Origin of the sequence: Kosakonia arachidis (genome assembly GCF_900116535.1) — a bacterium.
Classification (GTDB): Bacteria; Pseudomonadota; Gammaproteobacteria; order Enterobacterales; family Enterobacteriaceae; genus Kosakonia; species Kosakonia arachidis.
In genome coordinates this window covers 77,673-92,497 of the sequence record NZ_FPAU01000005.1, presented here as the reverse complement: position 1 = coordinate 92,497, position 14,825 = coordinate 77,673, and the positions used below count along the sequence as shown (strand labels likewise).

The window sequence follows — 14,825 nt, the reverse complement described above, 5'->3', positions numbered from 1 at the left end:
TTGCGAGTTTAACGTTTACTTAACGCAGATAGCGAAACGCAATCGTTGCCGTATAAGTAAATTCAATGAAAAAAAATGTGTGATAACCGTCAATATTGTCTCATTTTGGTATAGGATAGCGACGATTTTTCCCTCCTAATTCCGGAAATTGATAATGAGCCAACAACACACTACTCAGGCCTCAAACCAGGGGTTGCTTGACCGCGTGTTTAAACTACGCGAGCACGGCACATCGGCGCGCACCGAAGTGATCGCCGGTTTCACGACGTTTTTGACGATGGTGTATATCGTTTTTGTTAACCCCCAGATTCTGGGCGTCGCCGGAATGGATACCAGCGCAGTATTTGTGACCACTTGCCTGATCGCTGCATTCGGCAGCATCCTGATGGGGCTGGTAGCTAACCTTCCGGTTGCGCTGGCACCAGCAATGGGTCTGAACGCCTTCTTTGCGTTTGTGGTTGTTGGTGCTATGGGGCTTTCCTGGCAGATCGGCATGGGCGCAATCTTCTGGGGAGCGGTGGGCCTGCTGCTGCTGACTTTGTTCCGTGTCCGTTACTGGATGATCGCCAATATTCCGGTCAGTCTGCGTGTGGGTATCACCAGCGGTATCGGGCTATTTATTGGCATGATGGGGCTGAAAAATGCCGGTGTAATTGTGCCGAACAAAGAGACGCTGGTGAGCATCGGTAACCTGACTTCCCACAGCGTTCTGCTGGGCGTTCTTGGTTTCTTCATCATCGCTATTCTGGCGTCACGCAACATTCACGCCGCTGTGCTGGTGTCGATTGTTGTCACCACTCTGCTGGGTTGGCTGCTGGGTGATGTACAGTATCACGGTATTGTTTCTGCGCCGCCGAGTGTGACAAGCGTTGTTGGTAATGTGGATCTGGCCGGTTCCTTTAATATTGGCCTGGCGGGTGTGATCTTCTCATTTATGCTGGTGAACCTGTTTGACTCCTCCGGTACGCTGATTGGCGTGACCGATAAAGCTGGCCTGGTGGATGAAAGTGGTAAGTTCCCGCGCATGAAGCAGGCGCTGTTTGTCGACAGTATCTCTTCGGTGGCTGGCGCTTTTATCGGCACCTCTTCTGTTACCGCGTATATCGAGTCTTCTTCCGGTGTTTCTGTTGGCGGCCGTACCGGTTTGACGGCGGTTGTGGTTGGCCTGCTGTTCCTGTTGGTGATCTTCCTGTCGCCATTAGCGGGTATGGTTCCGGGCTATGCTGCGGCGGGTGCGCTGATCTATGTGGGCGTGCTGATGACGTCCAGCCTGGCGCGTGTGAACTGGCATGATCTGACAGAAGCCGTGCCAGCGTTTATCACTGCGGTAATGATGCCGTTCAGCTTCTCGATTACCGAAGGTATCGCGCTGGGCTTTATCTCTTACTGCGTGATGAAAATCGGTACTGGTCGCCTGCGCGATCTCAGCCCGTGCGTGATTGTGGTTGCGGTGCTGTTCCTGCTGAAAATCGTCTTTATCGACGCGCACTAATGCTTTTCCCCTCTCGCGCTGCGGGAGGGGTTTCCATTACGGCTTAACGCGCTGAATATACTCGCCGAAAGCCGTAAGCTGGCCAGTCAGATGGTCAAGCGTGCTTTGATCAACCACTTCTCCCGTCTGCTGATCAACCTTGCTTTGAATCACCCCGCCCATAAACTCCGGTTTGTTCATGACCATTGCATCAAGAAACACCAGGATCTGGCGCAAATGATACTGGCAACGCGCACCGCCAATCACGCCCATTGAGCTGGTCTGAATCAGCACCGGCTTACCCGCCAGCGGCTGTTCTGGTACGCGGGACAGCCAGTCAATTGCATTCTTCAGGCCGCCCGGTACCGAGTAGTTATATTCCGGCGTCACAATCACCACGCCGTCAGCCGCACGGATGTGTTCGGCAAGCTCCCGCACACTTTCCGGGAAACCTTCTTCTTGTTGAATATCGGCATCGTACAGCGGGATATTGGCAATCGAAGGTAGCGGCGTAATGTCCATGCCCGCTGGCGCAAGCTTGGGCAATGTGCGTGCGACCATGGCATTAAAAGAGCCTTTACGCAGGCTACCGAGCAGGGTAACAACCTTAAGTTCAACAGACATGATGACTCCTTATCATGGAATTAATTTAGGATCAGGGTTTTCTCTGCGGGCAAGCTGGTGAAACGCATTAACCTGGAAGCGGGATCGTTGGCGCGCGTTTGTACATCGGAGAGATAACGCCACCCTGTACGGCTATCGAATTCCCATATTTTCAGGCTTTCGATGGCAGGTGATACCGCTACAGACCAGATCAGCACATCTTCTGCATCACACATCACTTCAACACGCGTTAGCGGCATCAGGCGCAGACGTCCGGATCCCGGCAACAGTTGCAACAGACCTTGATCGTCATGCATTTGATGGATCAATTTCATTGCACTCTGGCGCAGCGTCACAAGTTGAGTTTGTGCTTCATTAGGATCGTTTTGGTTATTGATCCACAGTAGCTCATTATTGCTGAAAGGGGGCTTCTGCGCGCGCATACTGTGAAAACTGCGCGCGCGTTGCAACTCCATATCCAGACCGCAAACGCCTTCCGTCGTAATGGCGACGCCCACCAAATTCCCGGCATAGGCCAGCGAAAAGTGCGGCAGACTAACGTCGGCAAACGTCGGCTTGCCACTGGATTCAATGACTATCTCTGGCAGCTCGCTGGTGCCATACAACATAAACATCATTTCAGCGAGTAATGCACGGGAAGCAAGAAAACGTGTGCGGCGATACTCAGGGAGCTGGCGAGCCGTATCGTGATAGGACAGCGGTAGTCGGGTGGAGACAAGATGCCCATCGGAAATTATCCCTCGTGCAAAATGCGTAGCCATTTTTCTCTCCGTGATAATGGTCTGAATCGAATCGAATCGAATCGAATCGAATCGATAGTGAATATTATCGCCCATGGTTTATAGGTTTTAATGTGTAAATGGGCATCTGAAAAGTCCTGATGGAGATATTTACACTTTGTTTGCTGAATCCAGCACGTTACGAGAAGTCGTCGTTATAACAGAAGCGGCCATTTTTAGGCCGTTCTGTACGATTACTTACCAATACAAAAGCTGGAGAAGATGCGGCCCAGCAAATCATCGGAGGTAAACTCACCGGTGATCTCGCTCAGGTTCTGCTGGGCGAGGCGCAGCTCTTCGGCCAGCAACTCACCAGCCCAGGCTCCCAGTAGTTGTGCTTTACCCTGTTGCAGGTGCTCTGCGGCGGCTTCGAGCGCCTGTAAGTGCCGGCGACGCGCCAGGAAACCGCCTTCCATACTGGTATCAAACCCCATACTTTGCTTGAGATGCTGACGCAGCACGTCAACGCCTTCGCCGGTGCGCGCGGAGAGACGCACAAGTGAGTGATTGTTCACATCGCTGATACCCAGCGGTTCGCCGGTAACATCCGCTTTATTGCGGACCACGGTAATAGGTAATCTTGCGGGTAAACGGGCAATAAAGTCCGGCCAGATTTCTGCCGGATCAACCGCATTAGTGGTGGTGCCATCAACCATAAACAGCACGCGGTCGGCCTGCTCGATCTCCTGCCAGGCGCGTTCGATACCGATACGCTCCACTTCGTCGCTAGCTTCGCGCAAACCGGCGGTATCGATAATGTGCAGCGGCATACCGTCGATATGTATGTGCTCGCGCAATACGTCGCGCGTGGTACCTGCAATATCAGTCACAATAGCAGCTTCACGTCCGGCCAGCGCGTTCAACAGGCTCGATTTCCCGGCGTTTGGGCGACCAGCAATGACCACCTTCATCCCTTCACGCAGCAGGCTTCCCTGATGCGCTTCAGCGCGTACCGCGTCCAGATCGGCAATAACGTCGTTCAACTGCGCTTCAATTTTGCCGTCTGAAAGGAAGTCGATCTCTTCATCCGGGAAGTCGATAGCCGCTTCTACATAGATGCGCAGGTGAGTAAGTGCTTCCACAAGGTGGTTAACACGGGCGGAGAAAGCCCCCTGCAACGAGTTCAGCGCAGAGCGCGCAGCCTGCTCAGAACTGGCATCAATTAAATCGGCAATCGCTTCAGCCTGCGCAAGATCGAGCTTATCGTTAAGGAATGCACGCTCGGAGAACTCACCAGGCCGGGCAATTCGCAGCCCAGGTAAGGTCAGTATGCGTTTTAACAGCAGGTCGAGAATAACCGGGCCACCGTGCCCCTGTAGCTCCAGTACATCTTCACCGGTAAAGGAGTTCGGGCCAGGGAACCACAGCGCAATGCCTTGATCCAGCGCGCTGCCATCGACGTCCTGGAACGGTAGATAGTCGGCATAACGCGGTTTAGGTAGCTTGCCCAGCACCGCCTGCGCAACGTCTCGTGCTTTTACGCCCGAAATGCGAAGGATGCCCACGCCGCCGCGTCCCGGTGGGGTTGCCTGTGCGACGATAGTGTCGTTATGGCTCATGGTATGTTTTCCGAAATCTCAAAATAAAAAAGGCGGTCAACTGACCGCCCTTTGTTTGTTGTTCCTTTTGCCGGGTGGCGCTTCGCTTACCCGGCCAGTGTATCAGGAGCTTTTCTTCTGGCGGCTATGCAGACCGCGCTTCTCCAGACCACGATAAATCAGCTGCTGCTGAATGATGGTCACCAGGTTGCTGACAATATAGTACAGCACCAGACCTGACGGGAACCACAGGAAGAACACCGTGAAGATGACCGGCATAAAGGTCATGATCTTCTGCTGCATCGGATCGGTCACAGTGGTCGGCGACATCTTCTGGATGAAGAACATCGTTACGCCCATCAGGATCGGCAGGATGTAGTACGGGTCCTGTGCAGACAGGTCATGGATCCACAGTGCGAACGGCGCATGACGCAGTTCAATGGAACCCATCAGCATGTAATACAGCGCCAGGAAGATAGGCATCTGAATAACCAGCGGGAAGCAACCGCCCAGCGGGTTCACTTTCTCCGCTTTGTACAGCGCCATCATCTCCTGACTCATACGCTGCTTGTCGTCACCCAGACGCTCGCGCATGGCCTGAATCTTCGGTTGCAGCATGCGCATTTTCGCCATGGAGGTGTACTGCGCTTTGGTCAGCGGGTACATGATGCCACGAACGATAAAGGTGATTGCGATGATGGAGAAGCCCCAGTTACCCAGGAAGCTGTGGATCCACTTCAGCAGTTTGAACAGCGGCTGAGAAATAAACCACAACCAACCGTAATCCACAGTCAGATCCAGGTGCGGTGCCACAGCAGCCATTTTGTCCTGAATTTCTGGACCAACCCACAGGGTGCTGTTCAGCGCAGTAGTTTGACCCGGCTGCACCAGTACCGGCTGGGATTTATAACCGATAGCGGCTACGCCATTGCCCAGATTGCTGGTATAGAAGTTATTGGCGCCTTCACTACGCGGGATCCACGCGGTAGCGAAATACTGTTGCAGCATCGCAACCCAGCCGCCATTGGAGCTGACATTCAGGTTTTCGTTATCGGCGATGTTGTCGAATTTGTATTTCTCATACTTCGCGTCAGGTGTGGAATACGCCGCACCGCGGAAGGTATGCAGCGCAAAGTTGCTGCTGCCAGTATCGCGGTGAGAAGGCAGATTGATGGATTGTTTCAACTGACCAAACGTTGCCACTTCTAACGGTTTAGTACCGGCGTTTTGTACGCTATAGCCTACGTTCACCGAATATTCGCCGCGTTTCAGCGTGAAGGTTTTGGTGAAGGTATTGCCAGCCGCGTCGGTGTAAGTCAGCGGAATCGCCAGTTCATTCTGGCCATCAGCCAGCACAAACGCATCTTTTTCTACGTTATACAGGGGACGCGGGCCGTTAACCGGGTTATCCGGGCCGTCACGACCGGTCAGGCCGCTTTGCGCCTGATAAATAAACTGCGGCGTAGTTTCCAGTAACTGGAACGGCTCATTGGAGCCCAACTCTTTCGGGTATGTCGGAAGCAGTGCCTGTTCAACATCACCACCACGGGTGTTGATGGTCAGCTCAAGCACATCGGTTTTCACCGTGATCAGTTTCCCCTGGCCACTGGCTGGTACGCCCTGGTCGGCTGCGCTACCCGCTGCGGTGGTCGTAGTCTGCGTGGTCTGCTGTTGCGCTGGAGGAGGATTTTTATCCTTCTCCCACGTTTGCCAGATCATGAAAGACACGAACAACAAAGCGATGACAAAAAGATTGCGTTGCGAATCCATCGTTAGTGTTCTCTGGTTTTAGAAGGTCCTGGCGGGACGGGATCGTCGCCACCCGGGTGTAAAGGGTGGCATTTTAATACGCGTTTCATTGTCAACCAACTGCCTTTTAACATACCAAACCTGCGCAATGCCTCAATTCCATATTGCGAACAGGTGGGGGTGAAACGGCAGTGCGGCCCAAGTAGCGGACTAATCAGGCGTTGATAGACCCTAATCAGGGCTATCAGGACCCGTGAGCCAGGCGACAATGGCGGCGCCATAATTTTTCCAACGCTTCCGAGAGAGCACGGTTATCGAGGTCGGCAACCCCCTTCTTCGCCACCACCACGAAATCCATTGCTGGCAATTCATGCTGGCGTAAACGGAAACTTTCACGCGTCAGACGTTTAATCCGATTGCGTTCATGGGCGCGTTTAACATTTTTCTTGGCGACGGTCAGACCGATACGGGGATGCCCCAGCGAATTCAGGCGGCCGAGGATGGTGATTTGCGGCGTGCCAGCCCGTTGTGGCTGCTGGAAGACGAAAGTGAAATGAGTGGGAGTTAACAAACGTAACTCCCTGGGAAAAGCGAGCTTAACCACTCAGGGGTTAGCTTTTACTTGGAAACGGTCAGACGTGCGCGGCCTTTAGCGCGACGACGAGCCAGAACCTGGCGACCATTTTTAGTAGCCATACGAGCACGGAAGCCGTGAGAACGGTTGCGCTTCAGTACAGACGGTTGAAAAGTGCGTTTCATGGCGGTTTCTACCTAAACTTGAATAAATTCATTGACTTTTGCGTATGCCTGAACGGATATCGAACGACAGGCGCGTAAGCCATGGGTAATTAAAGAGGCCGGATTGTAATAATTGTACACTCCAGAGTCAATTCTCTTTCCTTATAGCGCACGTATTTTTGCACATCATAGCGCAAAAAATAAGCTGTATTCGACGACTGAAAACGAGCAAGACGCGCCGGAGGCAGAATTATACGGGGCAAACGGCAAAGCGCAAGGATCCTCAAGGATCTTCATTAGATCGTTTAAGCAATAAATCATCATTACTCATTAAATTTTCCAATATGCGGACTAAAACGTCCCGCACGCCTGCGAGGATCGATTACACTTAGCCGATTCCAAATTGCCCTGTGGATAAATCATAAAGAATCTGTGAGAAACAGAAGATCTCTGCGGCGGTTTACGCTATGATCCGCGGTCCCGATCGCGATCCAGGATCGTTCTTAGGGCACAAACCGTAGATAGCGGTTCGCACGTCACCCGATTGGGTCTTATCGATGTGCGTCAAAAAACTTTAATGTTTCTGTCTTTTTATTTATCGATTTTCGTTCGAGTGGAGTCCGCCGTGTCACTTTCGCTTTGGCAGCAATGTCTTGCCCGATTGCAGGATGAGTTACCAGCCACAGAATTTAGTATGTGGATACGCCCGTTGCAGGCGGAACTGAGCGATAACACGCTGGCACTGTACGCGCCAAACCGTTTTGTGCTCGATTGGGTAAGAGATAAATATCTTAATAATATCAACGGGCTGCTCAATGAATTCTGCGGTGCGGATGCCCCGCAACTGCGTTTTGAGGTGGGTTCCCGTCCGGTCACTCAGTCGTTGAGAGAGCCTGCAACCATTTCGGCGCCCGCACAGGCGGCCCAGGTTATTGTCCAACGCGCAGCGCCAGCGGTGCGTCAAGGCTGGGACAATGTTCCTGCGCCGGCAGAGCCAACCTACCGTTCTAACGTTAATGTGAAACATACCTTTGATAACTTCGTCGAAGGTAAATCCAACCAGCTTGCTCGCGCGGCGGCTCGCCAGGTTGCGGATAACCCCGGTGGCGCCTATAACCCGCTGTTTTTATATGGCGGTACAGGTCTGGGTAAAACGCATCTGCTGCATGCAGTGGGTAACGGCATTGTGGCGCGAAAGCCGAATGCCAAAGTGGTGTATATGCACTCCGAGCGCTTTGTCCAGGATATGGTAAAAGCCCTGCAAAACAATGCGATCGAAGAGTTTAAACGTTACTACCGCTCTGTTGATGCCCTGCTGATTGACGATATTCAATTCTTTGCCAATAAAGAACGATCCCAGGAAGAGTTTTTCCACACCTTTAACGCACTGCTGGAAGGCAATCAGCAGATCATCCTCACATCGGATCGCTATCCGAAAGAGATCAATGGCGTCGAGGATCGTTTAAAGTCTCGCTTTGGCTGGGGCTTAACGGTAGCGATCGAGCCGCCGGAACTGGAAACCCGCGTCGCGATCCTGATGAAAAAAGCAGATGAAAACGACATTCGTCTGCCTGGCGAAGTGGCCTTCTTTATTGCCAAGCGACTGCGCTCGAACGTGCGTGAGCTGGAAGGAGCGCTGAACCGCGTGATTGCCAATGCCAACTTCACTGGCCGCGCGATCACCATCGATTTTGTCCGTGAAGCGTTGCGCGATCTGCTGGCGCTACAGGAAAAGCTGGTCACCATCGATAATATTCAAAAGACAGTGGCCGAGTACTATAAGATCAAGGTTGCGGATCTTCTCTCCAAGCGTCGATCCCGTTCGGTAGCCCGTCCGCGCCAGATGGCGATGGCGCTGGCAAAGGAGCTGACTAACCATAGCCTGCCGGAAATCGGTGATGCTTTTGGGGGTCGCGACCATACTACCGTGTTGCATGCCTGCCGTAAGATTGAGCAGTTGCGTGAAGAAAGCCATGATATCAAAGAAGATTTTTCCAATTTAATCAGAACATTATCTTCGTGACGCTATGAAATTTACCGTTGAACGTGAACATTTATTAAAGCCGCTGCAACAGGTTAGCGGCCCATTGGGCGGTCGCCCGACGTTACCTATTCTCGGTAATCTGCTGCTTCAGGTTACTGAAGGCGCATTGTCGCTGACTGGCACCGATCTTGAAATGGAGATGGTAGCCCGCGTTGTGCTGGTTCAGCCGCATGAACAGGGCGCAACCACAGTGCCGGCGCGTAAATTCTTCGACATCTGTCGCGGTCTGCCGGAGGGTGCGGAAATCGCCGTGCAGCTGGAAGGTGAGCGTATGCTGATCCGTTCCGGGCGCAGCCGTTTCTCGCTGTCCACATTACCCGCTGCGGACTTCCCGAATTTGGACGACTGGCAAAGCGAAGTGGAGTTCACGCTGCCGCAGGCCACGATGAAGCGTCTGATAGAGGCGACACAGTTCTCTATGGCGCATCAGGACGTACGTTACTATTTAAACGGCATGCTGTTTGAAACCGAAGGCGAAGAGCTGCGTACCGTGGCCACTGACGGCCACCGTCTGGCGGTCTGTTCGATGCCGATTGGTGAATCGCTGCCGAACCATTCGGTGATCGTGCCGCGTAAAGGCGTGATTGAGTTGATGCGTATGCTTGATGGTGGCGATACGCCGCTGCGTGTACAGATTGGCAGCAATAATATTCGCGCGCACGTCGGTGATTTCATCTTCACTTCCAAACTGGTTGACGGGCGTTTTCCGGATTATCGTCGCGTATTGCCGAAGAACCCGGACAAAACGCTGGAAGCGGGTTGCGATTCGCTCAAGCAGGCGTTTGCCCGCGCGGCGATCCTCTCCAACGAGAAGTTCCGTGGTGTGCGTCTGTATGTGAGTGAGAACCAGATCAAAATCACCGCCAACAACCCGGAGCAGGAAGAAGCCGAAGAGTTTCTCGACGTCACCTACGCTGGCAGCGAAATGGAAATCGGTTTTAACGTCAGCTATGTGCTGGACGTATTGAATGCGCTGAAGTGTGAGAATGTGCGTATTCTGCTGACGGATTCAGTTTCCAGTGTGCAGATTGAAGATGCGGCCAGTCAAAGTGCAGCCTATGTGGTTATGCCAATGCGCTTGTAGTGAGTAATGAGTAAAGGGGCTGGTTTACTTGCCATTTCGCCTCCCGGCAGTGCTCGAAATGCTCACGTACTTCGTGTACGCTCCGCTTTCTGCGCGCTGGCGGTAGACGAACTGGCTGCGACACTCACGCCCCTGGACTGAAGTACTGAACTATGTCTCTGACGCGATTACTGATCAAAGATTTCCGTAATATCGAGAATGCGGATCTCGCGTTATCTCCCGGCTTTAATTTCCTCGTCGGTGCCAACGGCAGCGGTAAAACCAGCGTGCTGGAAGCCATTTACACGCTCGGTCATGGCCGGGCGTTTCGCAGTTTGCAAATCGGTCGTGTGATTCGTCATGAGCAAGAATCCTTTGTTTTACATGGGCGATTACAGGGCGAAGAGCGCGAAACCTCGATTGGTTTGACCAAAGATAAGCTCGGTGACAGTAAGGTGCGCATTGACGGTACCGACGGTCACAAAGTGGCTGAACTGGCCCTGTTGATGCCGATGCAGCTCATCACCCCTGAAGGGTTTACTTTGCTTAACGGCGGCCCCAAATATCGAAGAGCGTTCGTTGATTGGGGTTGTTTTCACAATGAGAGCGGTTTTTTTACCGCCTGGAGCAATCTCAAGCGCCTGCTTAAGCAGCGCAACGCCGCATTGCGCCAGGTAAACCACTATGCGCAGCTTCGTCCGTGGGACAAAGAACTGATCCCGCTGGCGGATCAGCTAAGCCGCTGGCGTGCCGAATACAGTGCCGCCATTGCGGAAGATATGGCAGACACCTGCCGCCAGTTTTTACCGGAGTTCTCCCTCACTTTTTCATTTCAGCGCGGGTGGGAAAAGGAGACCAATTACAGTGAGGTGCTGGAGCGCAATTTTGAGCGCGACCGCATGCTGACTTACACCGCTCACGGCCCGCATAAAGCGGATTTCCGCATCAGGGCGGACGGTGCGCCGGTTGAAGATACGCTGTCGCGTGGGCAGTTAAAACTCCTGATGTGCGCGCTGCGTCTGGCGCAGGGGGAGTTTTTAACGCGTGAAAGCGGACGACGCTGTTTATACCTGATAGATGATTTTGCCTCTGAACTTGATGATGAGAAGCGTGGTTTGTTAGCCAGTCGGTTAAAAGCCACACAGTCACAGGTTTTTGTCAGCGCGATCAGCGCCGAGCACGTAATGGACATGTCGGACAAAAATTCGAAGATGTTCACCGTGGAAAAGGGTAAAATAACTGATTAACCCAAGACAAAATGAGCGAGAAACGTTGATGTCGAATTCTTATGACTCCTCCAGTATCAAAGTCCTGAAAGGGCTGGATGCGGTGCGTAAGCGCCCTGGTATGTATATCGGCGATACGGATGACGGCACCGGTCTGCACCATATGGTATTCGAGGTGGTAGATAACGCTATCGACGAAGCGCTCGCAGGGTACTGTAAAGACATTGTCGTCACCATCCACAGCGATAACTCTGTCTCTGTTCAGGATGATGGCCGTGGTATCCCGACGGGTATTCACGAGGAAGAGGGCGTTTCCGCAGCGGAAGTGATCATGACCGTTCTGCACGCAGGCGGTAAGTTCGACGACAACTCCTATAAAGTTTCCGGGGGTCTGCACGGTGTCGGTGTTTCCGTGGTTAACGCCCTGTCGCAGAAACTGGAGCTGGTGATCCAGCGTGACAACAAAGTCCATCGTCAGATTTATCAGCACGGTGTGCCGCAGGCTCCGCTGGCGGTCACCGGTGAAACCGACTCGACCGGTACGATGGTGCGTTTCTGGCCAAGCTATGAAACCTTCACCAACGTTATCGAATTCGAATATGAAATTCTGGCGAAACGCTTGCGTGAATTGTCCTTCCTCAACTCTGGCGTTTCTATTCGTCTGCGCGACAAGCGCGACGGCAAAGAAGACCATTTCCATTACGAAGGTGGCATCAGGGCGTTTGTTGAATATCTCAACAAGAATAAAACGCCGATCCATCCGAATATCTTCTATTTCTCCACTGAAAAAGACGGTATTGGCGTGGAAGTGGCATTGCAGTGGAACGACGGCTTCCAGGAAAACATCTACTGCTTTACCAACAACATTCCGCAGCGCGACGGCGGTACGCACCTTGCAGGCTTCCGCGCGGCGATGACCCGTACGTTGAATGCCTACATGGATAAAGAGGGCTACAGCAAGAAAGCCAAAGTCAGCGCCACCGGCGATGACGCCCGAGAAGGCCTGATCGCTGTAGTTTCAGTAAAAGTGCCGGATCCGAAATTCTCCTCACAGACCAAAGACAAACTGGTCTCTTCTGAGGTGAAAACCGCGGTAGAGCAGCAGATGAATGAACTGCTGAGCGAATACCTGCTGGAAAATCCATCCGACGCGAAAATCGTGGTTGGCAAGATTATTGATGCAGCGCGCGCCCGTGAAGCTGCGCGTAAAGCCCGTGAAATGACCCGCCGTAAAGGCGCGCTGGATCTGGCCGGTCTGCCGGGCAAACTGGCGGATTGCCAGGAACGTGACCCGGCGCTGTCCGAACTCTACTTAGTGGAAGGGGACTCGGCGGGCGGTTCTGCGAAGCAGGGTCGTAACCGTAAGAACCAGGCGATTCTGCCGCTGAAAGGTAAGATCCTCAACGTTGAGAAAGCACGCTTCGACAAGATGCTCTCTTCGCAGGAAGTGGCAACGCTCATCACCGCGCTGGGCTGCGGTATTGGCCGCGACGAATACAACCCGGACAAACTGCGCTATCACAGCATCATCATCATGACCGATGCGGACGTCGATGGCTCGCACATCCGTACGCTATTGTTGACCTTCTTCTACCGTCAGATGCCGGAAATCGTTGAGCGTGGCCATGTCTACATCGCGCAGCCACCGCTGTACAAAGTGAAGAAAGGCAAACAGGAACAATACATTAAAGATGACGATGCGATGGATCAGTATCAAATCTCCATCGCGCTGGACGGCGCAACGCTGCACACCAACGCCAGCGCACCAGCCCTGGCAGGTGAAGCGCTGGAGAAACTGGTTGCTGAGTATAACGCAGTACAGAAAATGATCGGCCGTATGGAACGTCGTTTCCCGCGTACGCTGTTGAAAGCGCTGGTCTATCAGCCGACGCTGACGGAAGCCGATCTTCCCGACGAACAGAAAGTGACCCGTTGGGTGAACACTCTGGTTACTGAGCTAAATGAGAACGAACAGCACGGTAGCCAGTGGAAGTTTGATGTGCGTGAAAACAGCGCTCTGAGCCACTTTGAGCCGATCATTCGCGTGCGTACGCACGGCGTCGATACCGACTATCCGCTGGATCATGAGTTTGTGACCGGTGGCGAATACCGCCGTCTGTGCGCGCTGGGTGAAAAACTGCGCGGCCTGATTGAAGATGACGCCTTTATCGAACGTGGCGATCGCCGCCAGCCAGTCTCCAGTTTTGAGCAGGCGCTGGACTGGCTGGTGAAAGAGTCCCGTCGCGGTCTCGCTATCCAGCGTTATAAAGGTCTGGGCGAGATGAACCCGGATCAGTTGTGGGAAACTACCATGGATCCGGAAAGCCGTCGCATGCTGCGCGTGACCGTGAAAGATGCCATCGCGGCTGACCAGTTGTTCACTACACTGATGGGTGATGCCGTTGAGCCGCGTCGTGCGTTTATCGAAGAGAACGCCCTTAAAGCGGCAAATATCGATATTTAACGGCTCACAGGCCGAATTGTAGGCCGGGTGAACGCAGTGCCACCCGGCAAAGCGCCTGATGATGGCACTTCGCTTATCAGGCCTACAGGCCAAATTCTCCGTTTTAAAACTCAAAAGGGGAATCCAGGTCCCCCTTTCTATCCCCCTTTTCTCCCGCCCATCTGCTGTTTTTTGAGCGGAATCGCGTTAGCATGAGTCCTGAAAAATCTCATCAGGGGATCTCATGGCTATAAAACTTATTGCAATCGATATGGACGGCACACTGCTGCTGCCGAATCACACCATTTCTCCCGCCGTTAAAAATGCTATCGCCGCTGCGCGCCAGCGCGGTATTAATGTGGTGCTGACAACAGGCCGACCTTATGCAGGCGTTCACAGTTACATGAAAGAACTGCATATGGAGCGGGAAGGTGATTATTGCATCACCTACAATGGCGCTTTGGTACAGAACGCCAGTGATGGCAGCGCAGTGGCACAAACGACATTGAGTTATGATGATTACCGCTATCTGGAGAAACTCTCCCGCGAAGTCGGTTCCCATTTCCACGCCCTTGATCGCAATACGCTTTACACCGCAAACCGGGACATCAGCTCCTACACGGTACACGAATCTTACGTAGCAACGATTCCGTTGGTGTTCTGCGAGGCGGAAAAGATGGATCCCGCAACGCAGTTTCTCAAAGTCATGATGATTGATGAGCCAGTGATCCTCGATCAGGCGATTGCCCGTATCCCGCAGGAAGTGAAAGAGAAGTATACCGTGCTGAAAAGTGCGCCGTACTACCTCGAAATTCTGGACAAACGTGTCAATAAAGGCACCGGTGTGAAATCTCTTGCCGAGGCGCTGAATATCAAGCAGGACGAGATTATGGCGATTGGCGATCAGGAAAACGACATCGCGATGATCGAGTATGCCGGAATGGGTGTGGCGATGGATAACGCCATTCCGTCGGTGAAAGCGATCGCGAACTTTGTCACCAAATCCAACCTTGAAGACGGCGTGGCTTATGTCATTGAGAAGTTTGCCCTAAACTAAGCGATTCTCGCAGGCGGGGAAACCATGCCCTTGCCTGTGTGTCTCCCGGAATCGTAGTCATTTCCTCACCGATCCATTACTCTGAAGCGCTTA

Annotated in this window: 13 protein-coding genes; 6 read left to right on the top strand and 7 right to left on the bottom strand. The window is 53.0% G+C overall.

Features of this window, described 5'->3' with window-relative positions:
• Positions 1-154: 154 nt before the first annotated feature.
• Positions 155-1,492 carry an NCS2 family permease gene (locus BM427_RS18530; RefSeq protein WP_090123988.1) on the top strand — a complete coding sequence of 446 codons (1,338 nt, stop codon included), beginning with the start codon at positions 155-157 and terminating at the stop codon, positions 1,490-1,492.
• Positions 1,493-1,528: 36 nt separating this feature from the next.
• Here BM427_RS18530 and BM427_RS18525 read toward each other — a convergent pair whose 3' ends face one another.
• The 7 genes from BM427_RS18525 to rpmH form a co-directional block, all read right to left on the bottom strand.
• Entirely contained in the window at positions 1,529-2,095 is a 567-nt protein-coding gene (locus BM427_RS18525) for an NADPH-dependent FMN reductase (RefSeq protein ID WP_090123986.1), read from the bottom strand.
• A 20-nt stretch (positions 2,096-2,115) separates the two neighbouring features.
• Positions 2,116-2,856: a 4'-phosphopantetheinyl transferase family protein gene (locus BM427_RS18520; protein ID WP_090123985.1), complete on the bottom strand. Its 741-nt coding sequence runs from the start codon at positions 2,854-2,856 to the stop codon at positions 2,116-2,118.
• Positions 2,857-3,068: 212 nt separating this feature from the next.
• Positions 3,069-4,433 (bottom strand): tRNA uridine-5-carboxymethylaminomethyl(34) synthesis GTPase MnmE, encoded by a 1,365-nt coding sequence (gene mnmE, locus BM427_RS18515; protein WP_090123983.1) that lies wholly within the window; start codon positions 4,431-4,433, stop codon positions 3,069-3,071.
• Positions 4,434-4,535: 102 nt separating this feature from the next.
• The gene (yidC, locus tag BM427_RS18510) at positions 4,536-6,182 is read right to left on the bottom strand and encodes a membrane protein insertase YidC (protein ID WP_090123981.1); all 1,647 of its coding nucleotides are present in this window, start codon (positions 6,180-6,182) and stop codon (positions 4,536-4,538) included.
• A gap of 2 nt (positions 6,183-6,184) precedes the next feature.
• Positions 6,185-6,442, bottom strand: coding sequence for a membrane protein insertion efficiency factor YidD (gene yidD, locus BM427_RS18505; protein ID WP_071531959.1), 258 nt, complete (start codon positions 6,440-6,442; stop codon positions 6,185-6,187).
• Complete coding sequence (gene rnpA, locus BM427_RS18500) at positions 6,406-6,765, bottom strand: ribonuclease P protein component (RefSeq protein WP_035886831.1); 360 nt, start codon at positions 6,763-6,765, stop codon at positions 6,406-6,408. The genes yidD and rnpA overlap by 37 nt, the downstream gene beginning before the upstream one ends.
• A 14-nt stretch (positions 6,766-6,779) precedes the next feature.
• Complete coding sequence (gene rpmH, locus BM427_RS18495) at positions 6,780-6,920, bottom strand: 50S ribosomal protein L34 (protein ID WP_000831330.1); 141 nt, start codon at positions 6,918-6,920, stop codon at positions 6,780-6,782.
• A 604-nt stretch (positions 6,921-7,524) separates the two neighbouring features.
• Between rpmH and dnaA the strand changes: the two genes are divergently transcribed.
• The 5 genes from dnaA (at position 7,525) to yidA (ending at position 14,732) form a co-directional block, all read left to right on the top strand.
• Entirely contained in the window at positions 7,525-8,922 is a 1,398-nt protein-coding gene (gene dnaA, locus BM427_RS18485; RefSeq protein ID WP_090123977.1) for a chromosomal replication initiator protein DnaA, read from the top strand.
• Between the two features lie 4 nt (positions 8,923-8,926).
• On the top strand, positions 8,927-10,027 hold the full coding sequence (gene dnaN / locus BM427_RS18480; RefSeq protein WP_090123975.1) for a DNA polymerase III subunit beta: 1,101 nt from the start codon (positions 8,927-8,929) through the stop codon (positions 10,025-10,027).
• A 152-nt stretch (positions 10,028-10,179) separates the two neighbouring features.
• Entirely contained in the window at positions 10,180-11,253 is a 1,074-nt protein-coding gene (recF, locus tag BM427_RS18475; protein WP_090123973.1) for a DNA replication/repair protein RecF, read from the top strand.
• A gap of 28 nt (positions 11,254-11,281) precedes the next feature.
• On the top strand, positions 11,282-13,696 hold the full coding sequence (gyrB, locus tag BM427_RS18470; RefSeq protein WP_090123971.1) for a DNA topoisomerase (ATP-hydrolyzing) subunit B: 2,415 nt from the start codon (positions 11,282-11,284) through the stop codon (positions 13,694-13,696).
• Positions 13,697-13,919: 223 nt separating this feature from the next.
• Positions 13,920-14,732, top strand: coding sequence for a sugar-phosphatase (gene yidA, locus BM427_RS18465; protein WP_090123970.1), 813 nt, complete (start codon positions 13,920-13,922; stop codon positions 14,730-14,732).
• Positions 14,733-14,825 lie beyond the last annotated feature (93 nt).